This is a genomic window from Hungatella sp. L36, from assembly GCF_014288035.1.
In genome coordinates this window covers 1-25180 of record NZ_JACOPC010000014.1, presented here as the reverse complement: position 1 = coordinate 25180, position 25180 = coordinate 1, and the positions used below count along the sequence as shown (strand labels likewise).

Genomic DNA, 25180 nt, shown 5'->3' with positions numbered 1-25180 from the left:
TAATTTATAAATTATTGAACATCCTAACAGCAAAAAAGCAGTTTGTCAATAGCATTTTACATTAAAATATTTTTACGCCTTTTTCTTTTCCTTCATAATCAGAAAGATACTGATACACATAGCCGCCAGTTGTGAGACCGGTACTGAGAGCCATGTTCCGCCGATCCCTGTCATTTGCGGCAATATGAGCAGCAGCAGGAACAGGATTATTACTTCCCCATAGATCATAATGTAGGCCTGCAGGTCTTTGTCCGTAGCGTAGAAATAGGCTGTCGTCACCCTGGATATGCTGACAAATAAGTAACCGCTCAGGAATACAGGGAGAATATCTGCAACGCGCGCTGTAATCTGGGGAGAGGCGCCGAACAGCGCGGCCGCCTGTCCCCGAAGAAGAAACAGCACTCCCATACACAGGAGTGAGACCGCAGCGGCAAAGCTATACGCCAGGTTACGGAACTGCTTTGTACGGTCGTGACGGCCCTCACCGTAGGAGAGGCTGATCAGCGGCTGACAGCCGTCACTGACACCCTGAAGCAGGAGGATGATGATGGCGGAAATATAGCTGACCGGCGCATAGCAGGTGACGGCCGCCGCACCGCCTACCAGGGCCGCGCTTTTATTGATCAGGATCAGCGTGATATTAGGTGAAAATGTGAGTCCGAAGGGAGAGAGCCCTACCTTCAGAATCGTTTTGAAGAGAAAGGTACCATCTTGTCCAAAACGGAGCAAAGGTTTCTTCTTTTTGGCAATGAAAAATGCCACGCACACCAGAAAGGTTACCGCCTGTCCAATAACCGTCGCAACGGCGGCTCCCATCATGCCGAAGGGAAGATGCCATACGAACAGGTAATCGAGAAATATGTTCGTTAAAAAACCTGCGATCATAGCGGCCATGGCCGAAACCGCGCCTCCCATATTGCGAATGAAGGGAACGAGCCCCGTTCCCAGAACCTGAAAAATGGCTCCAAAAGCAATATAAAGAATGTACTCCTGCGCCAGCTCCCCAATCGTGCCAGACGCTCCAAAAAAGCGGAGGACCACAGGGGCGCTTAACAGCAGCAGCGCGGATAAAAAAATTCCGGAAATGGTCAACATAATGAGAGACATACCGAAATACTGGCGGCCCCTTTTATGATTTTCCGTGCCGGCGCTGATGGCGTACTGGATTGCGCCGCCCATGCCGATTCCGGTGCCGACGGCCTGTAAAAAAGCTGTCAGCGGGTATGCAATATTGACTGCGGCCAGGGCGCTGTCGCCCAGGGCGTTGCCGACGAAAAAACCATCGGCGATGGCATAGACGCCCGACAGCGCAAAGGCCAGCATGGACGGAATGACGTAGTGGAAAAATTCTTTATGCAGTTTCATTTGAGTCTGTCTCCTTAAATAGTTTGTTATAGAGCGCGGTGCTCTCTAACAGTGCTCTGGCATTCTCCTGGCCCATCTTTTGCCAGACGGACCTTTCATGGGTCTGAAGATCGGAAGCCGTGGCTTCCATAAATAACCGGCCCGCGTCAGTCAGCAGAATGACCTTGCCCCGCCGGTCTTCCTCCGAAGGCACAAGTGTAATCCAGGCGCGCCCGGCAAAGTTTTTCAGGATGGTGTTGACCGTCTGTTTCGGAAGCTGCCAGTGGGTGCAGATGTCTTTCTGAAGACAAGGGCCGTCCGGCTCCATGATGGAAAGGATAACCAGGAGTTCATAATAGGACAGACCGCGTTTTTTGGCCCATTCTTCGTACAGGGCGCTGGTTTCCCGCCAGAGTACGGTGTAGTGTTTTAGCTGTTCTGTCAGAATATCGTACATGATTGAGCTGACCTCCGTTTTATAGATTAATAGTCCGATTACGGACTAATCGTAACATGCAGTAAGAATTTTTGTCAAGGAAATATTTTCTGAATTTTTTTGTTTAGATGGTTCTGGATTTTGTTTGTCGGGCAAAGGTAAAACAGGGGATTTTCAGAGTTGGGATTTGTGACTTGCGGTAGTTTCTTCTATGATATATAATGGGGCGGAAGAGGTGCTATGAAATGGAAGAGATATTTTGAAGAGAAAGAGATAGGATGATAGGAAAGAAATACATAAAGTACTGCGATAATAGAAAGGATAGGGGGTATCGCCGATGCGTGAACTCGAAGTTCAGCTTTCAAAAAAGGATATTCTGCGCATGATGTCGGATATGAGGCTTAAGAAGGACGGGATGAAGGAGTCAAAGATCCAGGCTGTCATGCTTATCATTGCCGGAATATCCCTGATCTACACCGTGGGTGTTGTGCTGCTCGGCGGTCATGACCCATCCATTCTCTGGTGGATAACCGATCTGTGTGCCGGAATCGGGCTGTGGCTTGGTTTTGCCGTGATAATCACGATTCTCATTAAAACGGTTCAATACTTCAGAATCATAAAAGGCCCGCTTATGCACCGGCAGCTGGTACGGTTCGGAGAACATCGGATTGAGATGTGTACGGAGGAAGGCGTAAGCTGTTATCCTTACGCCTCCATTTTATATGCGGAAAAAACGAGGCATCAGATCCTGGTTTATATGAAACGGATTGGGACGGTAAAGACTCTGCTGACACTTCCGGATTCTGCGTTCACCGGCGAAGCCGAAATGGACTGCTGCCTCGCCTTTCTGCAGGAAAAGCAGCAGCAGGAGGCCTTTATGGATCCTCTGGACCAGCAGGCGGAGATCATATGCCCTGAAGAACAGGTATATTCCTTTGCATTTATTCAGGAGGAGGCAGAATGGCTGGATGTGCTGACTGCAGGCAAGTATTATATGATGCGGACGAGGTATGCGCTTAAAATACCAGAAAGCATGACTGTGATACTGTCGTTGTTACTGCTTACAGGCGTTGGAATCTTATCATTTATACGGGACAGAGATCCGGTGGCTGCTGCGGTTTATGGTATTTTTATTATTCTGTTTATTGGTATGGCTTATCAGATATTTTACAGCAGGAAATGGATTTACCGCGGCGTAAAACGAGCCTTAAAACGCGGTAAAACTGTGCCGGACAGGACTGGCCGCCAGGTAATTTCCTTCGATCGGTCGGGAATCAGCCTCTGTACGGATACGGAACAGTGGAACCTGACTTATCCCACAATTTACAAGGTGGTGGAGAGCAAAAAAGAGGTATTTATTTTTACGAAAGGTCCGTATTTTTTGAATATTCCAGTTTGGGCATTTCAGGCAGAGAGGGAAAAGCTGGAGGTCCTGAACTACTTAAGAACGCGCGGAATTTGCGTGTTACAGAAAAATATATAGCCGGGATATCATGGATATAAAGAAAACTCCTTGACATGAAAAAATATTTCTGTTATAGTTTAAACTTGTGAAACGAGAGGATGAAGGTCTGAAACGTATACCTGACACCTCTCGTTTTCTTTGCGAAAAGTGTGTGTGCGGCCGTCGGCAACAGGTGAACCCGGCAGGCCTAGAAAGGACTTATTTATTTATGGAGACAATGAGATTTGATGAATTACAGCTAGACGAAAGAATTCTGCGGGCAGTTGCGGACATGGGATTTGAGGAGGCTTCGCCGATTCAGGCGCAGGCGATTCCGGTACAGATGGAGGGCAGGGACATTATTGGCCAGGCTCAGACAGGAACCGGTAAGACGGCCGCATTTGGTATTCCGCTGTTACAGAAAGTGGATCCGAAATCCAAGAAACTCCAGGCGATCGCCCTGTGTCCCACCAGAGAGCTTGCAATTCAGGTGGCTGACGAAATCCGTAGATTAGCAAAATATATGCACGGTGTCAAGGTTCTTCCGATTTATGGCGGCCAGGACATTGTAAAACAGATTCGTTCCTTAAAGGATGGTACCCAGATTATCATCGGAACACCGGGCCGTGTGATGGATCATATGCGCCGCAAGACGGTGAAATTTGACCATATTCATACCGTAGTTATGGATGAGGCTGACGAGATGCTGAACATGGGCTTCTTAGAGGATATGGAGACCATTTTAAGCCAGCTTCCGGAGGAGCGCCAGACTGTGATGTTTTCCGCTACCATGCCTCAGGCGATTGCGGACATTGCGCACAAGTTCCAGAAGGAACCGGTGACTGTGAAGGTGGTTAAGAAAGAACTGACTGTTCCGAAGGTAACCCAGTATTATTATGAAGTAAAGCCGAAGACAAAGGTAGAGGTTATGTGCCGTCTGTTAGATATGTACGCACCAAAGCTTTCCGTTGTGTTCTGTAATACGAAAAAGGGCGTGGACGAACTGGTACAGGCACTTCAGGGACGTGGCTATTTCGCGGAAGGTCTGCACGGTGATTTGAAGCAGATTCAGCGTGACCGCGTTATGAACAGCTTCCGTAACGGCAGAACCGATATTCTGGTGGCCACCGATGTGGCGGCCCGCGGAATTGACGTAGACGACGTAGAAGCCGTATTTAACTACGATCTCCCGCAGGATGACGAGTACTACGTACACCGGATCGGCCGTACCGGTCGTGCTGGCCGCGAGGGTATTGCATTCAGCTTTGTGGTTGGAAAAGAAGTTTATAAGCTTCGCGATATTCAGCGTTACTGCAAGACCAAGATCATTCCTCAGGCGATTCCTTCCCTGAATGACGTGACAGGCATTAAAGTCGATAAGATTTTAGAGAATGTGGCGGATACCATCGAAGAATCCGATTTAAGCGAAATGATTAATATTCTTGAAAAGAAGCTTCTGGAAGAAGATTATACTTCCCTGGATCTGGCAGCCGCGCTGTTAAAGATGATGATGGGCGAAGAGAGTGAGGACATTGTCGACACAAGAGAACCACGCTCTCTCGATGATTTAGACAGCTATTACAGCGGAGGAAGCCGTAATGGTAACGGACGCGGAAGAGGCAGAAACAGCGGCGGCCGCGACAGCCGGTATGACAGCGGCCGTGAGGATATGGCCCGTCTGTTCATCAACATCGGAAAGAACCAGAACGTGAAGCCGGGTGACATCCTGGGAGCCATCGCAGGCGAATCAGGCATGCCGGGCAAAATGGTCGGAAGCATCGATATGTATGACAAGTATACATTTGTAGAAGTGCCGAGAGAAAACGCTGATGCAGTGTTAAAGGCCATGAAGGATGTAAAGATCAAGGGTAAGAATATTCACATGGAAAAGGCGAACGGCGGCAAGAGCAAATAAAACGCCGGGGCGAATTGGCGGCAGTAGGCCGGTGAAGTCTGGCTGGCGGATAGATAGAGCAGTTGATGAAGAACTGATAATTAGAATCGTAAGAAACGGTTGTGTAAGGGCGTAGTGAAGTGCGCTCGTATACAGCCGTTTTTGATATGAATCAGTGGTTTGGAGGTCTGGTTTGGAGGTCTGATCTGGAAGAATGATGATGCTGTGTAATTTTGATATTTGGCAGGGACGGAGATATTTCTTGCGTATTGAAAGGAAAGAGGATAGAATAAAACTTAGCTAAAAGAAATTTATATATGCTGGAATTAATTCGAATCGTATAGAACAATCGGGGAGAACGATTAATATGGAATGGAAAAAGAATGACAGGATTCAGGTGACAATAGAGGATATGGGAGATACAGGTGAAGGAATCGGCAAGACCGATGGTTACACCTGGTTTGTGAAGGATGCAGTGATTGGAGACGAGGTGGAAGCCAAGGTAATGAAGACAAAAAAGTCTTATGGCTTCGCCCGCTTAGAGAAAATCATCAATGCGTCGCCAAACCGTGTGACGCCGCGGTGCCCGGTGGCCCGCCAGTGCGGCGGCTGTCAGCTCCAGGCAATGGACTACAAAGAACAGTTAGCTTACAAAGAACGGAAAATCTATAATAATATTACACGAATCGGCGGATTTGATGAGGTTCCGATGCTGCCCATCATGGGGATGGACGAGCCATGGAGATACCGCAATAAGGCACAGTTTCCCTGGGGACTTGATAAGGGCGGTAAGATTATAACCGGATTTTATGCAGGCCGGACCCATGCGATCATTGAAAACGGGGATTGCCTGCTGGGGATTGAAGAAAACAGAGAGATACTGAAGATAATCAAAAATCATCTGGAACGCTGCCATATAAGGCCATACGATGAGGCATCCCATTCAGGCTTAATCCGTCATACCCTGATTCGAAAGGGGTTTCATACCGGCGAACTGATGGTATGTCAGGTGATCAATGGAAAAAGCCTGCCCCATCAGGATGAGCTGACTGAGCAGCTGTTAAAGATACCGGGAATGACGAGTATTTCAGTCAACATAAATCGTGATCAGACCAATGTGATACTTGGAAATGAAGTCATCAACCTTTATGGGCCGGGTTATATTACGGATTCGATCGGCGGAGTGAAATACCGCATTTCCCCGCTGTCATTTTACCAGGTAAATCCGGTGCAGACGGAGAAACTCTACTCCACAGCCCTGGAATATGCGGGACTGACCGGCGGAGAAACCGTGTGGGATTTATATTGTGGGATCGGTACCATATCATTATTTCTTGCACAGAAGGCGAAGAAGGTGTATGGCGTGGAGATCGTGCCGCAGGCCATCGATGATGCCCGGGAGAATGCCAGGATTAATGGGATAGAGAACGTGGAGTTCTTCGTCGGAAAAGCGGAGGAGGTACTGCCCCGGGAATATGAGAAGAACCAGGTATATGCCGATGTGATTGTCGTGGACCCACCGAGAAAAGGCTGTGATGAGGTCTGCCTGGATACGATCGTGAAAATGGGACCGAAGCGGGTGGTCTATGTCAGCTGTGACTCGGCTACGCTCGCGCGGGATATGAAGTATCTGGCGGAGAGAGGGTATGAGGTGGTGAAGGTGAGAGGGTGTGATATGTTTCCGCATAGTGGGCATGTGGAAACAGTTGTATTGATGTCACGCCAGAAAGCTTGATTTTACTAGGGTTTATCAGCGATAACAAAACCGCCTACTCAACCTAAAGTGTGTTTTTGCGTTTGTGGGAACATATCAATACATTTTCATGAGTATTTTATATTTAATGAGGTTGAGTTGACAAGATAGATATATTAAAGAATTTGGGAGGAGAATAAAATGAGCAGGGTTACTCCGGTATATAGAACAGAAGATGAAGTTCGTGATGAGGCAAAACTGATTTTAGGCTTTGATAAAATTGAAGATGGTATTAAACAAGGAACAGGACAGATTACTACATTTAATCAGTTGGGATTTCAGGGAGTGAATAGAAAGCCTGATGGTTGGTACCTTCCAAAAGACAGAAGTATGCCGGCAATAATTTTGGAAACAAAATCAGAGAAAGAGGATTTATCAAATCGAAAATGGGTGCAGGAGTTGTTTGATAATATCAAGGTCGTTGACGCCCAATATGATAAAATCATTGGAATTCTTTACAATGGACAGGATATTCGTGTTTTTAAATATTATGAGGAATTGACGAAGTTATCTAAACAACTGCAAGATAAATCATATTATTTGTCTGTTTATAATCAAGAAGCAGTTGATAAACAGGCTATTTATAGGTTAACTGCGAAAATCAATAATTGTCTTCATATTCGTTTCGGTATTAAAAATTTATATCATAGAATGATTTTTACAGCGTGTGCATTGGTAGCAACTAAGGAAGGTGCTACGCTTGCAAAGAGCATGGATTATAATGACTTCCATAATGCAATCCTTAATCAATTGAATAAATCATTGAGAGAGAGCAAAAAGAGAAATAATAAATTACAACTTTTGGCTGATATTTATACTAAAATTGAAATGAATTCTCCTGATAATCAGACGGCTATTGATGATTTCATCGGATGGGTGAAAGAAATTTCTGGTTATGTTACATCGGACAATTGGAATGGCGAAGATGTTATGGGGATTTTCTTCAATGAATTTAATAGATACAAAGCAAAGTCAGAGAATGGTCAAATCTTTACCCCTGACCATGTGACATCTTTCATGTATCGTTTGATTCATTGCGATATGAATGACAGAGTTTTAGATGCAACGTGTGGAAGTGGAGCATTTCTTGTGAAAGCAATGTGTAACATGATTAAAGAAGCTGGTGGAATCAATACGGAAAAGGCTGGTTACATTAAAGATGTACAATTGTTTGGTATTGAATGGGATAAAGAAATTTATGCTCTTGCGTGTGCTAATATGCTGATCCATAAAGACGGAAAAACAAATTTGGAACAGTTAGATACAAGAGGCCAAGAAGCGTGTGATTGGATTAAGAGCAAAGATATTACAAAGGTCTTAATGAATCCACCATATGAGCGAAAATATGGTTGTATGCAGATTGTTCAAAATGTTCTTGATAATGTTCCGGCACATACAGAATGTGCATTTATTTTACCTGATAAAAAACTGGAAAAAGATTTTACAGATAAAAAGATTGGCAATAAATTATTGAAAAATCATACGCTGAAAAAGATTATCAAGTTGCCTGAAAATCTGTTCTTTGGTGTAGGAATCACGACAAGTATTTTTATCTTTGAATCAGGTGTTGCACATGATGAAAAAGATATTTTTGCTTGCTATATCGAAGATGATGGACTTGAAACTGTTAAGAATCAGGGACGACAGGATATTAAAGGAAGATGGCAAGCGATTGAAGATAAATGGGTGAAAATCATTGAAAATCCAATTTGCAATGAAGCAAATGATGTTCGTGATTTTATCCAAGTAGTTAATCCAAAGGAACATTTATCATATCAGATGCCAGAGAAACCTTTTGAAATTTTTGAAGAAGATTTTATTAAAACACTGATGGATTATGAGATGTTCAAGCAAGGAATTGATGCTAAAGAATTTGGAAACACATTGCTTCAAAAAGCAATGTACAGTAGTCATGTCGAATCTGATGAAAACGGTGTTAGAATCACCTTAAAGGATGGTGATGTTGATGAAAAAATTTGACACATCGAAATGGGGGGAATTTAGGTTAATAGACATTTTGAAATGGGAAACACAAAAAGAAATTAATCCGAGATTGATCCTTAATAGCATTGATGGCGAAGAGCAATATGCCTTTATTGGGCAGTCGTCTGTGAACAATGGCTTAATATCATATGTTAATATCGGAAAGGAAATGTTAAATAATATTGAATCAAAACCATTGTTACTTATTCATTCCAATAATCACGTTGTTGTTTATGTGGATAAACCGTTTTATTTGAAGGATGGTCATGGTGCGACTAGCGTGTTGAGTTCAGAAAATCTAAATGAAAAGAATGCGATGTTTCTTATTTCTGTTTTAAATTCTTCGCTAGATAGGGTTTTTGACTACGATATGAAAGCAACTAAAATAATGTTGAAAAATCATAAAATAAAATTACCAGTAACAGAGAGTGGTAAAGTTGATTGGGAGTATATGGAAGAATATATAGAAAAACTTGAAGGAAAAGTTACTGCTTCGTTAATTGTGTTAGATAGAGCAAAACATATTCCTAAAAAGAAAGCTGATTTTTCTGATTGGAAAGACTTTGGTGTTGTAGATTTTTTTGATTTGTCATTGCCGAAGGGAGATATTCAAGTTAAAGGTTTAGATGATGGTGACATTGCTCTTATAACTCCAAGTAATACAAATAATGGGTTAATTCAACGAATTCCACGTAATAGTGAAAGTACGTTGTATGATGCTGGTTGTTTAACTGTTGATATGTTTGGAAATGCTTATTATCACGAAGAAGATTTTTTTGTTACAGCACATGGTCATGTAAATGTTTTAATACCTAAAATTAGTATTAGTAAAGGCGTTGGATTATTTATTGCAACAGCTATAAAATCTATGTTTATACAAAAATATGGGTTTAAAGACATGTGTACTCAAAAGGTATTAAAGCGTGAAATGATAAAACTTCCAATCACATCAGATGGTGTTCCAGATTGGAATTATATGGAACAATATATGGAACGATTGCAAAAAAAAGCGGAGCAACTTATCACTTGCTTTGGTTGAAAAAATATGGTCATAGAATATGTTCATGATATCAAAGCAAAGATAGTTTAATCTAAAATACTTTATGAGTCCATTGCAAAAATTGCAGGTCTGGTAATTATAGTAGATATGTTCCCGCAAGCAGACAAAACTCGATGGATATGTTTCCGCCGACAAGCAAATGCGAAAAACACCGTTGATATGTTTCCTTGAACCTACAATGGAGAAAATCGGCAAAAAAAGGCGATATGACATTTATTCTATCCTCTCGTGCCATGTGGAGACCGCCGTGCTTCTCGTGCGGAAACCTTGATTCTATGGGCGTTTGCGGGATTATTTGGGGAAAATAGAGTTGTGTTTTTAAGGAAAGTGAGATGGATAAGTTCTCGTATGGGCGGGGACGGGGATAACGCCGGATAGTTCAAAAATGAGAGTTTTGTTGGGCAAAAGATACAATCTGGCAAAACCTTTACTATTTGGAAAAAGATATACTCTATGGCAAAACCATGGGTCAGGCTTTTCTTTTATATTCGAGCACATGTTCCTGCCATGGGCTGTTTATATTATATGTAGTAAATTAAAACTTTCCAGATAATAGAATTTCGGAGGATTATCTGTGGGGAAAAGACGGAACAGTTTCAATAAGTATATAATGAGTGGTGTGGAAATATGATTGTCTCTGATAGAGAAAGATACCTGGCCTGTACATTTGCGACTACTCCCTGTACCCCTCCCTGCTTTGAAATCAAGAGTATAGATGCCATAACGGTGTCTTGTACTTTTCATCACTTTGATATATCTCAGTCTTTTGCTAATGAATAACTCTGGCTTCTTTTCTTGTGAAGTTTTGTTGAATTTAAGTAAAATGTTCATTAAAATAAGAAATGTATTAAGAATTTCTACGAAGTAAAGATATGGGGGAAATATGAATACAAAAGAAAATTATACATATAACCAATTTTCGAAGAAAACGGTACGACATAAGGCTATTATGCATGCTGTTGAGACATTGACTTTTAAAAGAGAGAAAGCATGTTGCGTTGAACGAAATTATGTTCGGAAAATATATGATTATTATAATTTATCAGAAGATATTAGTAAAGACAAGCCTAATGGAATTTGAACTTAATATGTACAGCATTAAAAAATAACTATAAATCTATAATTGACAAGAAGAAATCGACGGATTGTGGGGGGGAATCGTATTGGATAATCGAAATCAAATGGGAAAGAATAAAGATGGAGTTGTATTTCCAGTTGCTCCAAAACTTTCCGAGATGAGTGATGCTTACTTGAAATTTATAGAAGAAGTGAAAGCAGAAATCCTAAAGCAGAAGATTTCTGTTGTATTGAATGCAAATTCCAGTATGATCTGCCTTTATTGGAACATTGGCAGAGCCATTCTGAAAAAACAAGAAGAAGGCTGGGGAGCTAAAGTAATTGACCGCATGGCTAAGGACTTAAAGGACGCCTTTCCTGAAATGTCCGGATTTTCGCCAAGAAATATAAAATATATGCGGAAATTTGCCGAGAGCTGGCCTGATTTTGAAATTGTGCAACGGGGCGTTGCACAAATACCGTGGCGAACCAATATTTCCTTAATGGATAAACTGAAAGATGAAGAAAGTCGCATTTGGTATGCACATAAAGCAATCAAAAATGGATGGAGTAAAACTATCTTGGACTTGCAAATAGAAAGTAAATTGATGGAACGTTCGGGAAAAAGCGTAAATAATTTCCCGGCAGCACTTCCGCCAGTGGACTCTGATATGGTCAATCAAGTATTTATAGATCCCTATCTGTTTGATTTTCTTGGAACTGATATGCCTCGGAGAGAAGTAGAGATCGAGAGTTAGAGTAACTGTGCAAGAGCTCGTTGCATAGTTAGAATCGTGTTATGCAGAATACAATTTGTAAGAATAAATAAACTATACTTTGCTTATTTTAGCCACTGATATTTATAAAATTGAGTCTATCGATTTTGGTAAGTGGTTTTCTTTTGCCAAGGATATCCAAAAACGATTCAGCAATAAAATTCATGCTTGATATAAATACGGTTCTAACAGAGCGGTAATGCAGAAATAACTGCTGTAACTGTGATGAATTTTACGGAAATATTAAGGCGCGAATGGCAGAGTCATACGACTCAGGCTATAAAAGGGAGAATAAACATGAACAAGGAAGCTTTCACCAATAAAACAAGGGAGGAATTAATCAGTGGCGCAATACGTGAGTTCAAATCCGTAATTGACTTTTATCGTATGGAATATTCTGAGAATCTAATTTTACTTTTTAACGATTTAGGGTATCTACTGCTTTGCCGGTTAATTCATGAATATGGAACAATTAAAAAATGGAAACGTGACAATTCTGATTTTCGAAGAGAAGGAGATTCTTTGGGAGTTAAGGATTTTTCGCTGCAGTCGGCAGAGGAGATCACTTCCTATCTCAATAAGCTGGAATACAACTTTCGGGTTGCGACCGAATACGAAGATCAATTGGCATTTCTTAAGAATTATAAGCTGACAATAAAGAAAAATTCAGTTATGCGTCCGATTCTGGAGATCGTCAATGAATTGTATGAATTACAAGACAGGTCAGGGGGTACAGACCTGTTATATGATGCCGTGCAGAGGATCTTAGAATTATGTATAAATAACAAAGCAGAGAAAAGCAGATATATTTTACCGGATGAGATAATAAAGTATTTGGCACAGATATTGGATGCAGAACGGAAATTTACAAATACAGACAGAAAAGTATCCATACTGGATCCTCAGTACAGCTCAGGAAATATGTTGACTGCAGCAAGCGGTTATTTTAAAAATTCTCAATTATACGGTTTTGAAAGCGATAACAGCTTGAAGATTTCCGCTCAAATCCTTTTTATCCTTGCAAATATTGATGTTAATACGGGAGAAGAAAACTTTCTGACGAATCGCCTTGAAAAACGATATGATATTGTGCTTGCCAATCCATCCTTTACGAATGATCCAGTGCCTGAGAATAGTAATGTGTATGAGCCTCCACTGCCGGAAGAGCTTGGGCATATCAACGGAAAATACAATCTGTTTATTGTTCGCACCTTACAGGCGTTGGAAACGGAAGGACGTTCTGCGATTATCGTTCCTGACAACTTTCTGTTCTCATCTAAAAAAGAAAATATGGAAGTGCGCAAATGGATACTAAATACATATTTGGTAGAAGCGATTCTATCGTTGCCGCAGGATACATTTTTTACAAATGCAACAGTGGCTTCCAGTATTTTAATCATTAGTAATCCCATGATGCTGGGCGGTTGGAAGGATAGAATGCCGTACCTGTTCTTTTATCAGATGAAGCCGGATAACAGCGACGGGGAGCCGGGAAACTATGATGAATTACTATATGTGTGGAACAGGCGTGATGAGTATTACAAACAGTGGGTGCAGTTGTCTGAAAGAAGTTTGTTGGAGAATTACAACAATATAAAGACGCCTGAAGAGTGGGACAGGGTTTATTTCTGGTTTGCTGACAGAAAGACAGTGAAGGAATCAAAATGGAACATGCTTCCGGGGTTTTATCAGCCGCCTAAGAGACCGGAATTAGAGTTTGAGGCTCCTGAAATACTGCTTCATGATGTGATTCAGGAACAGAAAGAATTGCTTGAGGCTCTGGAAAAACTTCTTGAGGAGGTTGAGAGCTTATGATAAACTGGCAGCGAAAACTGTTAAAGGATATAGTGGTTCGTTGGATCAAAGGATCTACGCCTGAGCGTTCCCATAAGGAGTATTATACCAATAAACCAGGAATTCCCTGGGCCAGAGCAGGCGATTTAAACGGTGGAATTCTAGTGAATACGGAGGAGTATCTGACTGCCGAGGGGGCAGAACAGATAAAAGGGTGGGTTCCGAAGGGAACCGTGCTTTTATCTGTCTCTGGTACCATAGGTAAGACAGCGATTGCGGGAATCGATTTGAAAATTAATCAGGCAATCCAGGGGATGATTTTTGATGAGAGTATGATTCTGGCAGACTATGCATACTATTACTTCCAGTTTTATAAACCATGGTTGGAGGAAACGGCGAATGCAGTCACAATACCGAATCTGACAAAAAATCAGTTGGAGAATACAGCTATCATTTTTCCATGCCTGGAAGAGCAAAAGTGTATCGTCAATGTAATGAAGCATTGGGAGAAACTGCCTGGATGGCAACAAAATGGGATGATGGAAGTAAAACGGGCCATATATGGTGTTATGCATAAACGGCTCGGATATTTGATGGATATCCGTAAAATGGAACGACTAAAAGACTGCGATTCAATTAAAGTGTTAGCAGGACGTTCCATTAAGAAAGAGGAAGGAAACGTAAGTGTGCAGTATATCAATTCGCTTTATGATACGGAATGGTCCATGACAGCTGCAAATGAATATCCGGCAGTTCAGTGCACGGATATAGACCGAAACCGGTATTTGTTAAGGAAAGATGATTTACTGTGCGGACGAATCGATGGAGGCAGGAGTGTTCATTTTGTTCTGGTGATGGAAGATATGGATGAGGTAGTCTGGGGCAGGAATATTTTTCGGGTCAGAGTAAGCAATGATTGGATACGACCGAAATTTTTGCTGGTATGGATGCATTTTTGTTCGACATACCTGGGAGAACTGTTAGGCTGGGATAAGGCGGTTTCCGACGCGTCTTTTATCGGCAATATTCCCATTCCATCAATCCCGCTTTCTGAGCAGGACAGATTTGTGAAAATAGTAAATAAGATGTTAGAGGTTCAGCACAGGCAGGCAACGGTATATAAGAAGATAGAGAGACTTTTTCAGTCGCTTTTGGCTGCTTCTTTTACTGGGAATCTGACAAGGCGGTATCGTTTGGTTCATCTTTTGGATGAGCCTGACTATGCTGCCATTTTGAGGCATTACCGTGCGAAAGGGATGCAGCAGATAAATGGAGAGGTACCAGCAGGTTCCGGCAGTTGGTATCAGGAGTTTGATCAGGAAAAGAGGGAATTAATCAGGCATTTGTCTGTCTTTCAGAAAGAAATTTTACGGATTTACGTTGTATCCAAAGTTCCGATGCCGATTCATATCGCGCTTAAAAGAATCGGTATGAGTGATCAAACCATTTTAAGAGGATCTTCTATTCAGGATGCGATTACAACCGTAAAATTGTTGGAAGGTCTGGGATTTCTCGAAAAAACGATTCCTGATAAGATAAATTTCTCCGGAAGAGCGGTTGTGGACTCAAGAGGAGAACCAATCACGATTCAGAAATATCAGGCTTCTCATGGAAGCTAGGAGGGAAAGATGAAACTGGAATATCTGTATGTGGATGGATATAAGGGGTTAAAAGAGCTGTCTATTTATTTTAAGGAGCAGTCGTCTCCTGTATCAATTGATTTTCTGATCGGTCGGAATGGTTCCGGCAAATCAAGTGTGATTGAAGCACTCGGCCTGATTTTTACACGTATTATGCAGGATGAACTGCCTGGATTTCACTTCGAAATGAAATACCGCATGCGAGACGGAACCGATATTTATGTAAAACCGGAGGAGAAAAACATTTACGATGAGACTGGACGGCGGCGAAAACTCTATATCGAGATCGCGAAATACGGAGAAGTAAGTCAGGTTTCTTCGATCCCGAATGAGTATTTGCCCGATCGCATCATTTCCTATTGCTCTGGAGCTAACAATTCTATGGAGGAAATATTAATTACATCACCAAGGGAATCCCTGGCCAGTGATCTCTACGATCTTTCGATTTTGGACGAAGAAGATCAGGATCATGAGGAGAAAAATTTGGTCTTAAGTTTTTATGAACAGCTTGACAGCAGTCCGCGCGTTATTTATCTGGATGCTGTCACATCGAAAATTGTTTTGCCTGTGATGTATGCTGTCTTACCTTTGGAAATGCAGGGAAAAAATATCGAATCGGAATTGAAAAACTACTGTGGACTGAGAAAGAAGCTGGCCAGCCGATTAAATATGAATCTGATTCCGGTGGCATTTTCGTTTAAGGTTTATGATGAGATGCTGGGGCATGCCATCGACACACCGCAGATCGGTATGCTGCGGCAGCTTATGTCGAGCGGCCACAACAACAAGAAGGGATTAAGCGACTGCATCGTGAACCGGTCATCATCGAACCGGTTGGATGACGATGGAAGTATAGCCACGGAAACAGTGGTTGTGTTCCGGTATACAAAGTATGATCAGTCTGATAATGGGACGTATTATCATCCTGGATTGCAGAAGTATTTTGATGGGAATCCGTTTGTGTTGATGTCGGCATTATTAACCGCATATCGGGAAGGGATTATAGGTGATATCCATTTTTCTTTCAGAAATGGGGAGGAAAGGGGGCTCTATGGAATGGAAGCGCTGAGTGATGGTGAGTTGATGTGGCTGGCACGTACAGGCCTGGTTTTACTGGCCCAGAGACACTGCGGAGAAAATACGCTCTTTCTGTATGATGAACCGGATGTTCATTTTAATGATGATTGGAACAGGGATTTTATAAAAGTCTTATATGATCTAAGCCACAGAACATGGAATGAATTCCTGATAGCGACTCATTCAACGTTGATTTTGACAGACGCCATGTATGAACAATTAAATCTTTTTGACAACCGCTCCGGCGGAAGAACGGAGGTTTGTAACGCAGGAACTTCTACATTTGCCGCTCAGAGAGATGAAATTTCAAAACTGATTTTTGATACGGAACCGATCGGAGCATATGCCGCCGATGCGGTAAAGCGCATGATGGGTGAAAATAATCTGGATAAAATGAAAGAAAATATAGGAAGATTAGGCCCCGGATATCAAAGGTTCCGCCTGTATGAACAGTTGTATTCCATGTTAGATGAGAAACAGGACTGAGGTGATACTATTTTTTGGGAGATAGATAAGGACAACCATGAAGCTGATTTAAACTGTATTAGTGAATATCTGCTGTCTGTGTTTGAATTTGCTTCAGTTTCTAAAAGCACCGTATTTGATAAGACAGAATGGCTTTCATTCTCACCCGTAAACGGGAAATGGATTTATGAGCTTTATGAAAAGGATGCGGAGAATGGAAAACCGATGCGGCAGGCAGTCGAACGCCTTTTTGCGATGAGTATGGAAGAAAGGGAAACGATTTATACGGCCATCGCTCATGATATGAAATTTGCGGAGGACCCTGCGAATGGTTTTCAATTTGAAAGTATTGGATTAGAGAAAGGCGCACAAAGCGTGATAAGTGATTTTTTTCTGTATTTTTACAATGTAGTGTTATGTTCAGCACATTTTGCACTACAGGGTCTCACAAAAGATAAGTTCGGCAGAGCAGATTTTGCGCAGGAATATTTTAGCGGTAAGAACAAGAAAATAAAATATATTTGCCCTGTTTGTTTACAAACAACCACAAATGCAGAAAGAGAAGACGATATCGAACATTATTTTGCAAAAGCGTGGATACCCTGTCTTGCGCTCCATCCTTATAATCTTTATTTTATCTGCCCCGTCTGTAATGAACGGTACAAGAGTATGAAGCGTGTTTTTCATGATGGAATTATAGATGTGCGCAGGGTATTCCTACCTTATATTGATACCATCAGAGACAGGGTAAAGATAGAATTTATTCACGAAGAGGAGAAAGACCGGATCAGCCTGGAACCTGCCGACGAGAGTGAAACATACATAAATGAAAAAATAGATTCGTTCAACCAACTGTTTGACCTTGAAAACCGCTGGTCTGGTTTCATGGAATACTATTTTGAAACGAGATCCAGCCTATACAAATCTCTGGATTTCAGTGATATCGATGAGTTGAAAGAAGAGATGAGGAGAGATTTGAAAAAGGCGGCGTGTTTGGCGGTGAACCGGCCGGAAACATATTTGGAGACAAAATATTTGGAGTGGATTTATGGTTCCCAGCTGAAGGCCTTTTATTCAAATATGGTACAAAAAGACCGCAATACAGTTGTTATTTAAATCTAAAAAACTTGTATAAAATTTATTCAGGAGGGAGAATAATCGTTGAAGTGCAATAACTGCGGCGGGAAAATGGTCAAATGGAAATACCTGAATTCTGAGGAAATGGAAACTTATTTATTGAGTGAAGAAAAACGGTCAGACAGCGTAGGTACATATGAAGAATGGCTCAGGTCACTGCATACGGATGAACTGGTTTTAACTTCCTTAAAAAGAATAAATTTAAGCGGGGTAAAAGAGAAGTATTATGTAAGGGTAATAGAAAAGACAACAAAAAACGGTATAAAACTGAAGCATCTTACAAAAATATTCTGTTATGGCACAGGGGAGGTCAGATATGAGGGGGAAAGCAGATTTGCTCCAACTGCAATCTATAAGGTACTCCCGATTGATGAAACGATCGACAAAGTCATTCGAAATTACTGCAAAGATGAGGTTAATTTTGACATTGATGTATTAAATAACCTTATAACGAAAATAAAAAAAGATTGCGATCAGGGGGATCAATAAGATGGCGTCTGGTGTGAATTTAAAAGAGTTTACATTAGCCGTGGATCAGGCAGCACAGAAAATGGACCAGGGGCTGCCGCAGCTTTTGATTCACAGTATTGCGCGGAAAATACCGGAAGAGAGGGCGCAGGCGCTGTATGATTATTTCTCGATTTCGTTTTTTTTAAATATCAGTCTGGAGAACATGCTGAGTCTGGGAAAAGAAGAATTGGAAAATTTACCGAAGTTCTGGGAGATGCGTCCGCCAAAGAGGCAGTCCTGCGCAAGTATTGGCAGGCGTTTCCACGGCATTCTGCATTTCATGCAGAACTGAGAGAAAATGGGATGAAAGATACACGGAAAAATAAGACAAGATGACAGTAGGGAGAATTTACATGGCATATAAACCGGAATTATGGGCGGAAGCTAAGAAAAAATGCAGACTTGGAGTGAAAGAAATTGAGATGGCGAAAGAAATGGGATTAAACCCCAGGAGCCTGATTAAGAATATACCAAATCCAAAGGAACAATGGAAACTTCCCGTCAAGGATTGGATTCATGAAATGTATGAGGAGAGGCAAAGAAAAAAGAAAGGGTGATACGGATGCTGGAACCACAGGAAGTGAATGTTCAAGCCAGGAAAAAAGAAAAAGAAAATATGAAGTTCCGTGCATTTTTAAAAAATCACGGGGATGAAGAAACCCTGGATAAGCAGTTTTTAGAATTACACCAGAAGCTGTTTGACGGTTATGACTGCAGTAAATGTCGGAATTGCTGTAAAATGTATGCGGGAAGTATTCCGAGAGAGGATATAAGCAAAGATGCGGCTTACCTGCATATGACAGAGGAAGCCTTTATCAAACGGTATCTTTGCCGGAATTCTATTACAGGAGCATATGAGACCATACATAGTCCCTGCGATTTTTTGCAGGAAAACGGCGAGTGCCTGTTAGGCGAGTGTAAACCGGAGAACTGTGTAAAGTATCCCTATACGGATCAGCCGGAACGTTTATGGAGCCTGTATAGCGTCCTGGAGGCTGTAGAAGTATGCCCGGTAGCTTTTGAGATTTATGAACGGCTAAAAAAAGAGTACGGTTTTAAGGGAAACAGATAAAGAAGTAAACGTAAATTGGCTTTATGCTTTTCTCTTTTGCTGCAGATTTGGGTATGGTGGGCGTGTCGAAATTAAATCTCAACCCCATGAAACCCCAAAAAATTCCGCGCCGCCCGAGACAGCGGATACTCCTTATTAACAATAAATGCGCTGGTAATAAACAGATTGTCATCAGAAAAATGTTTCACTGCCAAATCCTTAATATGCTGAAAGTCGGCGGTTGTCAGTGAGGCCAGCGCGATGGTGCCGAAGGATCTGGCCCACTCGATGGCGGTCGCATTGGAGGAGGTAATGATAGAGATATTCGGCGCAAGCAGGCGGTGGCCAAAGGAAGATCGGACCAGGTCCAGGCAGTCAAAGGGAACCGCCAGCGGGTAATCTGCCAGTTGAGCGATATCGAGAATATCACCTTTTTGCATCAGAGGATGATCCGGTTTACAGATAGCGACGATCTCCTCTTTTTCATAGGGGTAGACGGCCAGGGAGGCATAGCCGGGGAGGCTGGAACGTATGAGGCCGATCTCCGTTACGTGGTTGAGGACATTGGGAATCGCAAAATCACTGGGAATTTCGTAAAAATCAAAATTTACATTAGGGTATGCCGCCCGGAAATCATCGAAAAGGTGGTGCAGAAAATAGGCGGAGTTTCCCGCAGGGATTGACAGCTTTAGCAGTTCGGAAAAAGCTGTCTTTTTGCTGTGTATCTCGTTGTGAAGTTTCTCCTCGGCCTGACAGATCTCTCTGGCATGCAGATAAAAGACTCGCCCTGCATCGGTCAGTTCCAGTTTGTGCCGGTTTCGGATTAGCAGCTTCGCCCCATAATAGGCTTCTATATTTTTTAGCTGATTGCTCAAAGATGGCTGAGCGATCAGCAATTGATTCGCCGCGGCCAAAATACTTCCGCATTCCACAATCGTAACAAAATTTCGGTAAGACTCTAAAGTCATAGAGCAAACCTCCTTACTAATATAATAAAAATATTATATAAAATATGTAAAAATGATAGTTTTATTATATTAAAAAATATGCTACAATGCAAATTGTTTTTAAAAATACATGCTTATAAAAGATATAATATTTATAAGCAATACTAATTAATGAAAATAAGGGGGACTAAAGATTACGATGAATGCTTTACTGACAGATTTACTTGCCGTATTTGGTGTTGTTTTGAACGCGCTTCCTCAGGGACTTTTGGCGCTGTCATTTGGATTTGCAGCTGTCCCGACGGCGATGGCGTTTTTTATTGGAGCAGCAGGGAATGTAATAACGGGAAATGTGGCGCCTATTTCATTTCAGGCGGAGACCATAACCTATGCGGGAACCAGCGGCAGGAACCGCTCGGAGCGGTGTACCATGATCTTTATAGGTGCGGTTATTCTTGCGGTGGTCGGCGCTTGTGGGATGCTCACAAAAATTGTGGATTTTATTGGGACAGATATTGCGAACGGAATGATGGCCGGCGTGGGACTGATCTTGACGAAAGCGGCTGTCAACATGGTGAAGGAAGATCACATTGCCGGCGGAGTGTCGCTGGCTGCGGCTGTTATCACCTATCTTTTGACCAGATCCAGTGCCAATACGCTGGTTTATACAATTGTTATTTCGGTTATCGCTTCCAGCATTGCTTCCGCGGTTCTGAATAAAGAAAAGAAGAATATTGTTATTGCCGACGATAAATTTAAGCGGCAGAAATTTACGATAAACGGAACAGTTATTTTTGGAGCACTCGGTATGGTATGCTTAAATATCGGGTCCAACATTTCCTTTGGGGCGATTACTGCCAGCATGGCGGGGGCAGATACTTTTAATGTGGATCATTTAACCCTGATCTCGTCCCTTGCGGACATCGGCTCCTCCTTCTTCGGCGGCGCACCGGTTGAGTCAATTATTTCCGCTACCGCAAATGCGCCCCACCCGGTATGGGCCGGAGTTGCGATGATGGTAGTGGTAGGCGTGATTCTTTTAAGCGGCCTGCTTCCGAAAATCGGCAATTACGTTCCGTCCTCGTCCATTGCAGGCTTTCTGTTTGTGCTGGGCCTGTTCAAGACATTTGTGCTGGATGCGCCTGCGGCGCTTGCGGTTAATCCGGCAGTGGGCGGAAGTGCACTCGTTGTCACGGCAATCTCCAATCCGTTTCTCGGAATGCTTGCCGGAATTGCAGCCAGAATTCTTGGCATGTAAAGGAGAAAATCATTGATGAAAAACTATGAACTAAATCTATTTGGTGTAAAACGGGAACTGCCTTTTATTGATCTGGAGGATAATCTGGCATTTGCAAGTTTTGTCATTATGGGGGATACGGAGCTTATTATGGCCTGCGCGCCTAAGCTTGCCGAGAAGATCGGGGATGTGGATGTCATTATAACCGCGGAAGCCAAAGGAATTGCGCTGACCTATGAAATCAGCAGAATTCTTGGAAAAAAGGAATTTATTGTTGCAAGGAAAAGCATCAAATCCTATATGAGCGGAGTCGTGTCGGTGTCGGTACACTCCATTACGACTTCAGGAGAGCAGCACTTGTACCTGGACGGCCATGATGCAGAGAGTCTCAAGGGGAAAAAGGTGTGTATTGTGGATGACGTCATTTCCACCGGAGAATCGCTTTACGCGCTGGAGGCACTGGTGGAGAGTGCCGGGGGAATCGTCACCAAAAAGGCAGCAGTGCTCGCAGAGGGAAATGCGGCGGAGCGGGATGATATTATCTTTTTGCAGAAACTGCCGCTGTTTCAGAAAACGGAAGATGACGGATATGAAATTAAGGAGTCATAAGGGCAGAAGAAGCTTCAAATAGGGTATAGATAGACGGCATATAAAGGCAATATATAAAGAATAAAAAAGCAGATATCATATCATTCCAAGGGGAATGGATCATATCTGCTTTTTATAATAAAACAATTCATAAAAGCATGCTTTGATGAAATTGAAGGAATCTCTTTACAACAGCAATCCAGGCAGTATAGAAGAAACAAAAATATACATTGATTATAAGCAAAAACGCCTTATAATAGAGCTTAAGACGATTCAAAACCAATAACAGGAGGTATTCTTGTGACAGACAGATTGGAAACAGACCGATTGATTCTCAGACCATGGGATGAGGCGGACGCGGAGTACTTATACAACTATGCAAAGGATGACAGAGTAGGCCCCATCGCAGGATGGCCGGTACATACAAGCGTGGAGAACAGCCGGGAGATCATTAAGAATGTCCTGTCGAAGGAGGGAACGTATGCCGTTGTCTTAAAGGAGACCATGCTCCCGGTGGGAAGTATTGGATTGATGGCTGGCAAAGACAGCAATCTCAATATTCCCGATACAGAAGCGGAAATCGGATACTGGATCGGAGTTCCTTATTGGGGCCAGGGGCTGATTCCGGAAGCGGCACGCGAACTGATTCGGTACAGTTTCGAGGAACTGCATATGGAAAAGCTGTGGTGCGGATATTTTGATGGAAATGAGAAATCACGCCGTTCTCAGGAAAAGTGCGGCTTCCTTTTTCACCATACCAATGAAAATATTCACTGGGAACTGATGAATGATACCCGCACAGAACATATCAACTGTATGACAAAGGAACAGTGGGAAAAGACAAATACACAGAGAGTTCAGGTAAAGTCATGATATTTCAGCTGATGGGATTAACGGCGCTGCTCCTCTTTTATGGGGTTTATTTTGGAAAAATGGCAGCGCAGAGAAAGCAGGGTATCCAGACCGATCACATTGCCAAAGGCGGAAAAAAGGGACGTCTGTTCCGGGTGGAAATGACCATGAAGGCGGCGACTTATGCGGTCCCTGTTGTGGAAATCATAAGCCTGCTTTCCGGAATCAGCCGGATGCCGGATTTGATCAGATATTTTGGGGCGTTGGCAGCATTTGCCGGAGCGGCGTGTTTTGCAGCTTCTGTTTATACGATGCGGGACAGCTGGCGGGCCGGGATACCGGAAGGCGATAAAACGGAGATTGTGACGACTGGAATCTACAGTATGAGCCGCAATCCTGCATTTTTGGGATTCGATCTGGTGTATATCGGCTTGCTGCTCATGTTTTTTAATCCGGTGTTACTGGTATTTTCGATTTTCGCAATGGTGATGCTGCACATGCAGATTTTGCAGGAAGAAAAATATATGGCAGATACATTTGGCAGCGAGTACGAGAAATACAGAGAACACGTTTATAGGTATATAGGGTCGAAATAAAGGTATGGAGGAAATACAAATGAAACGTGAAATGGGTATAGCGAGATGCGGGCTTGCCTGCTGTCTGTGTTCGGGGAATGAAACGTGCGCAGGCTGTAATTCCGGGGAATGTCCGGACCGGGACTGGTGCGAGAATCGGAACTGTTCCATGGAAAAAGGAATTGAAGGCTGTTACGTCTGTGACGAATCCTGTTCCAAAGGGCTGCTGGGCAAAATAAAACCGCTTGGATTCCGCACATTTATTCAGCGATACGGCGTGGAAACGCTGCTGGACTGCCTGGAACGCAATGAAAAGAATGGAGTCCTGTACCACAGGGAGGGCATTAACGGAGATTACGATGATTTTGAAGATGTGGAAGAACTGATTTCCTTTATCCAGTCTGGAAATAAAGCGTAACGATGGTATACAGGGAGAATCAGAGAGGAACTGCGGTATGAGCCTGAACAGTGCCCGGACTGACAGCGTATAATTTATGGCTGTCAGGGAGAAAATAACAGGGTAACAATCAATTTCAGATCATTCATAGGGGATGTATTTGCAGCTGCAAATATATCCTCTTTTTACAGAAAGGAGGTGATCCTGTGGACAATCATAAAAATATACCCAATAGGTTAATCAATGAAAAATCGCCTTATCTGCTGCAGCACGCTTACAATCCCGTGCAGTGGTATCCCTGGGGCGGGGAAGCGTTTGAGAAAGCAGTGCTTGAGGATAAGCCTGTTTTCCTATCTATTGGGTACAGCTGACTTGTCTGCATGGAAGTACATGTCACTGGTGCCATGTGATGGAACAGGAATCATTTGAAAACAATACAATCGCGGAGCTTTTACTGATGTGTGATAAAGAAGTAATAGAAGTGTAAAAAATTTTGCCGTTCCTATCCGGCACATGAGGTATGTCGGATAGGTCGGGCGGTTATTCGGGCAAGTCCACCTTGCCAACAAAAGAATAATAAATCTCAATGTCCTGCCTACGGGTCTTGTTCTCGTCATAGCTGCACTCATGCACAACGATTTTCTCTACAAACTCCCGCAACAGAGTAGGGGTAAGTTCTTCAAAGCTGGTATGCCGCCGAACAACATTCATAAACTTTTCTGCGTTCACGGTGGCTTCCTGTGCTTTGGAAAGCTCCGCTTGGATAGCAGCGGCTCTTTCTTTCAGCTCCCGTTGTTCTGCTTCATAGTCTGCCGACAGCTCTGTGAAACGCTCGTCTGATATGCGCCCGGTCACGCTGTCCTCATACAGCCGCTTGAAAATAGCGGATAACTCGGCTATGCGTTTCTCGGTGGCTTCCAGCTCCTTTTTCTTGGCGGCGTTCCTGCGCTTGCCCCCGTCCTCGTTCTGCTCAATCAAGAGCTTCATAAACCGGGCTTCATGCTTTGCCGCATAGCTTGTCACTTTCCGCAGATTGGAGAGTACGCCAGCGGTCAAGAGGTCGGTGCGGATAAAGTGCGCCGTACAGTCATGGGTGCGTTTCTTGTAGTTGCCGCAGATATAACAGTCCTGCTTGCGCTTGTCCGTCTGGTATCGCTGCTGATA

26 protein-coding genes are annotated in these 25180 nt (G+C 42.9%); 22 read left to right on the top strand and 4 right to left on the bottom strand.

Going from position 1 to position 25180, the window contains the following annotated elements; all coding sequences use genetic code 11:
* Window positions 1-72 precede the first annotated feature (72 nt).
* Together H8S80_RS25520 and H8S80_RS25515 are read right to left on the bottom strand one after the other, a co-directional pair.
* Window positions 73-1365 carry an MATE family efflux transporter gene (locus tag H8S80_RS25520; RefSeq protein ID WP_117633499.1) on the bottom strand — a complete coding sequence of 431 codons (1293 nt, stop codon included), beginning with the start codon at window positions 1363-1365 and terminating at the stop codon, window positions 73-75.
* Window positions 1352-1801 carry a MarR family winged helix-turn-helix transcriptional regulator gene (locus H8S80_RS25515; protein ID WP_117633500.1) on the bottom strand — a complete coding sequence of 150 codons (450 nt, stop codon included), beginning with the start codon at window positions 1799-1801 and terminating at the stop codon, window positions 1352-1354. The genes H8S80_RS25520 and H8S80_RS25515 overlap by 14 nt, the downstream gene beginning before the upstream one ends.
* 316 nt (window positions 1802-2117) lie before the next feature.
* Here H8S80_RS25515 and H8S80_RS25510 point away from each other — a divergent pair, with 316 nt between their 5' ends.
* From H8S80_RS25510 to H8S80_RS25440, 15 genes are all read left to right on the top strand, one after another.
* A complete protein-coding gene (locus H8S80_RS25510) occupies window positions 2118-3263 on the top strand; it encodes a YcxB family protein (RefSeq protein WP_117633501.1) in 1146 nt (381 codons plus the stop codon).
* 190 nt (window positions 3264-3453) lie between these two features.
* Window positions 3454-5139, top strand: a complete 1686-nt coding sequence (locus tag H8S80_RS25505) for a DEAD/DEAH box helicase (protein ID WP_117633502.1) — start codon at window positions 3454-3456, stop codon at window positions 5137-5139.
* Window positions 5140-5485: 346 nt separating this feature from the next.
* Window positions 5486-6853, top strand: a complete 1368-nt coding sequence (gene rlmD, locus H8S80_RS25500) for a 23S rRNA (uracil(1939)-C(5))-methyltransferase RlmD (protein ID WP_117633503.1) — start codon at window positions 5486-5488, stop codon at window positions 6851-6853.
* Between the two features lie 159 nt (window positions 6854-7012).
* On the top strand, window positions 7013-8851 hold the full coding sequence (locus tag H8S80_RS25495) for an HsdM family class I SAM-dependent methyltransferase (RefSeq protein WP_117633504.1): 1839 nt from the start codon (window positions 7013-7015) through the stop codon (window positions 8849-8851).
* Window positions 8838-9893 (top strand): restriction endonuclease subunit S, encoded by a 1056-nt coding sequence (locus tag H8S80_RS25490; RefSeq protein ID WP_181988055.1) that lies wholly within the window; start codon window positions 8838-8840, stop codon window positions 9891-9893. Before H8S80_RS25495 ends, H8S80_RS25490 begins: the two co-directional genes overlap by 14 nt.
* Window positions 9894-10797: 904 nt before the next feature.
* On the top strand, window positions 10798-10995 hold the full coding sequence (locus H8S80_RS25485; protein WP_117633506.1) for a hypothetical protein: 198 nt from the start codon (window positions 10798-10800) through the stop codon (window positions 10993-10995).
* Between the two features lie 82 nt (window positions 10996-11077).
* Window positions 11078-11728 carry a DUF1016 N-terminal domain-containing protein gene (locus tag H8S80_RS25480; protein ID WP_243008038.1) on the top strand — a complete coding sequence of 217 codons (651 nt, stop codon included), beginning with the start codon at window positions 11078-11080 and terminating at the stop codon, window positions 11726-11728.
* Between the two features lie 315 nt (window positions 11729-12043).
* Window positions 12044-13561 (top strand): HsdM family class I SAM-dependent methyltransferase, encoded by a 1518-nt coding sequence (locus tag H8S80_RS25475; RefSeq protein ID WP_181988056.1) that lies wholly within the window; start codon window positions 12044-12046, stop codon window positions 13559-13561.
* Window positions 13558-15159: a restriction endonuclease subunit S gene (locus tag H8S80_RS25470; RefSeq protein WP_117633508.1), complete on the top strand. Its 1602-nt coding sequence runs from the start codon at window positions 13558-13560 to the stop codon at window positions 15157-15159. The genes H8S80_RS25475 and H8S80_RS25470 overlap by 4 nt, the downstream gene beginning before the upstream one ends.
* Window positions 15160-15168: 9 nt before the next feature.
* The gene (locus tag H8S80_RS25465; RefSeq protein WP_117633509.1) at window positions 15169-16743 is read left to right on the top strand and encodes an AAA family ATPase; all 1575 of its coding nucleotides are present in this window, start codon (window positions 15169-15171) and stop codon (window positions 16741-16743) included.
* Between the two features lie 78 nt (window positions 16744-16821).
* Complete coding sequence (locus H8S80_RS25460) at window positions 16822-17838, top strand: hypothetical protein (protein ID WP_187049076.1); 1017 nt, start codon at window positions 16822-16824, stop codon at window positions 17836-17838.
* A gap of 45 nt (window positions 17839-17883) precedes the next feature.
* Complete coding sequence (locus H8S80_RS25455) at window positions 17884-18348, top strand: hypothetical protein (protein WP_117633511.1); 465 nt, start codon at window positions 17884-17886, stop codon at window positions 18346-18348.
* 1 nt (window position 18349) lies between these two features.
* Window positions 18350-18661: a hypothetical protein gene (locus H8S80_RS25450; RefSeq protein ID WP_117633512.1), complete on the top strand. Its 312-nt coding sequence runs from the start codon at window positions 18350-18352 to the stop codon at window positions 18659-18661.
* Between the two features lie 61 nt (window positions 18662-18722).
* The gene (locus H8S80_RS25445; protein WP_117633513.1) at window positions 18723-18926 is read left to right on the top strand and encodes a hypothetical protein; all 204 of its coding nucleotides are present in this window, start codon (window positions 18723-18725) and stop codon (window positions 18924-18926) included.
* Between the two features lie 5 nt (window positions 18927-18931).
* Window positions 18932-19441, top strand: a complete 510-nt coding sequence (locus H8S80_RS25440; RefSeq protein WP_117633514.1) for a YkgJ family cysteine cluster protein — start codon at window positions 18932-18934, stop codon at window positions 19439-19441.
* 71 nt (window positions 19442-19512) lie between these two features.
* Here the strand turns inward: H8S80_RS25440 and H8S80_RS25435 are convergent, their stop codons facing one another.
* Window positions 19513-20388 (bottom strand): LysR family transcriptional regulator, encoded by an 876-nt coding sequence (locus H8S80_RS25435; RefSeq protein WP_117633515.1) that lies wholly within the window; start codon window positions 20386-20388, stop codon window positions 19513-19515.
* A gap of 178 nt (window positions 20389-20566) precedes the next feature.
* Here H8S80_RS25435 and H8S80_RS25430 point away from each other — a divergent pair, with 178 nt between their 5' ends.
* The 7 genes from H8S80_RS25430 (at window position 20567) to H8S80_RS35170 (ending at window position 24503) form a co-directional block, all read left to right on the top strand.
* The gene (locus H8S80_RS25430; RefSeq protein ID WP_025529996.1) at window positions 20567-21625 is read left to right on the top strand and encodes a guanine permease; all 1059 of its coding nucleotides are present in this window, start codon (window positions 20567-20569) and stop codon (window positions 21623-21625) included.
* 15 nt (window positions 21626-21640) lie between these two features.
* Window positions 21641-22213: a phosphoribosyltransferase family protein gene (locus H8S80_RS25425; RefSeq protein ID WP_117633516.1), complete on the top strand. Its 573-nt coding sequence runs from the start codon at window positions 21641-21643 to the stop codon at window positions 22211-22213.
* Window positions 22214-22492: 279 nt separating this feature from the next.
* Window positions 22493-23065: a GNAT family N-acetyltransferase gene (locus tag H8S80_RS25420; protein ID WP_117633517.1), complete on the top strand. Its 573-nt coding sequence runs from the start codon at window positions 22493-22495 to the stop codon at window positions 23063-23065.
* Window positions 23062-23640, top strand: a complete 579-nt coding sequence (locus H8S80_RS25415; RefSeq protein ID WP_117633518.1) for a methyltransferase family protein — start codon at window positions 23062-23064, stop codon at window positions 23638-23640. Before H8S80_RS25420 ends, H8S80_RS25415 begins: the two co-directional genes overlap by 4 nt.
* A 19-nt stretch (window positions 23641-23659) precedes the next feature.
* Complete coding sequence (locus H8S80_RS25410) at window positions 23660-24037, top strand: DUF3795 domain-containing protein (protein ID WP_117633519.1); 378 nt, start codon at window positions 23660-23662, stop codon at window positions 24035-24037.
* A 185-nt stretch (window positions 24038-24222) separates the two neighbouring features.
* A complete protein-coding gene (locus H8S80_RS25405; RefSeq protein WP_080633338.1) occupies window positions 24223-24387 on the top strand; it encodes a DUF255 domain-containing protein in 165 nt (54 codons plus the stop codon).
* 38 nt (window positions 24388-24425) lie between these two features.
* Complete coding sequence (locus tag H8S80_RS35170; RefSeq protein WP_412300765.1) at window positions 24426-24503, top strand: hypothetical protein; 78 nt, start codon at window positions 24426-24428, stop codon at window positions 24501-24503.
* Window positions 24504-24556: 53 nt separating this feature from the next.
* On the opposite strand, the gene H8S80_RS25400 is transcribed toward H8S80_RS35170, so the two are convergent.
* On the bottom strand, window positions 24557-25180 hold a 624-nt coding region (locus tag H8S80_RS25400; RefSeq protein WP_187049075.1), incomplete at its 5' end, for a DUF4368 domain-containing protein.

Coding starts and splice junctions, on each gene's coding strand:
- H8S80_RS25410 (WP_117633519.1), top strand. CDS start 23,660: ATGAAACGTGAAATGGGTATAGCGAGATGCGGGCTTGCCTGCTGTCTG.
- H8S80_RS25470 (WP_117633508.1), top strand. CDS start 13,558: ATGATAAACTGGCAGCGAAAACTGTTAAAGGATATAGTGGTTCGTTGG.
- H8S80_RS25465 (WP_117633509.1), top strand. CDS start 15,169: ATGAAACTGGAATATCTGTATGTGGATGGATATAAGGGGTTAAAAGAG.
- H8S80_RS25520 (WP_117633499.1), bottom strand. CDS start 1,365: ATGAAACTGCATAAAGAATTTTTCCACTACGTCATTCCGTCCATGCTG.
- H8S80_RS25415 (WP_117633518.1), top strand. CDS start 23,062: ATGATATTTCAGCTGATGGGATTAACGGCGCTGCTCCTCTTTTATGGG.
- H8S80_RS25450 (WP_117633512.1), top strand. CDS start 18,350: ATGGCGTCTGGTGTGAATTTAAAAGAGTTTACATTAGCCGTGGATCAG.
- H8S80_RS25435 (WP_117633515.1), bottom strand. CDS start 20,388: ATGACTTTAGAGTCTTACCGAAATTTTGTTACGATTGTGGAATGCGGA.
- H8S80_RS25515 (WP_117633500.1), bottom strand. CDS start 1,801: ATGTACGATATTCTGACAGAACAGCTAAAACACTACACCGTACTCTGG.
- H8S80_RS35170 (WP_412300765.1), top strand. CDS start 24,426: ATGGAACAGGAATCATTTGAAAACAATACAATCGCGGAGCTTTTACTG.
- H8S80_RS25430 (WP_025529996.1), top strand. CDS start 20,567: ATGAATGCTTTACTGACAGATTTACTTGCCGTATTTGGTGTTGTTTTG.
- H8S80_RS25510 (WP_117633501.1), top strand. CDS start 2,118: ATGCGTGAACTCGAAGTTCAGCTTTCAAAAAAGGATATTCTGCGCATG.
- H8S80_RS25485 (WP_117633506.1), top strand. CDS start 10,798: ATGAATACAAAAGAAAATTATACATATAACCAATTTTCGAAGAAAACG.
- H8S80_RS25440 (WP_117633514.1), top strand. CDS start 18,932: ATGCTGGAACCACAGGAAGTGAATGTTCAAGCCAGGAAAAAAGAAAAA.
- rlmD (WP_117633503.1), top strand. CDS start 5,486: ATGGAATGGAAAAAGAATGACAGGATTCAGGTGACAATAGAGGATATG.
- H8S80_RS25445 (WP_117633513.1), top strand. CDS start 18,723: ATGGCATATAAACCGGAATTATGGGCGGAAGCTAAGAAAAAATGCAGA.
- H8S80_RS25505 (WP_117633502.1), top strand. CDS start 3,454: ATGGAGACAATGAGATTTGATGAATTACAGCTAGACGAAAGAATTCTG.
- H8S80_RS25425 (WP_117633516.1), top strand. CDS start 21,641: ATGAAAAACTATGAACTAAATCTATTTGGTGTAAAACGGGAACTGCCT.
- H8S80_RS25475 (WP_181988056.1), top strand. CDS start 12,044: ATGAACAAGGAAGCTTTCACCAATAAAACAAGGGAGGAATTAATCAGT.
- H8S80_RS25490 (WP_181988055.1), top strand. CDS start 8,838: ATGAAAAAATTTGACACATCGAAATGGGGGGAATTTAGGTTAATAGAC.
- H8S80_RS25495 (WP_117633504.1), top strand. CDS start 7,013: ATGAGCAGGGTTACTCCGGTATATAGAACAGAAGATGAAGTTCGTGAT.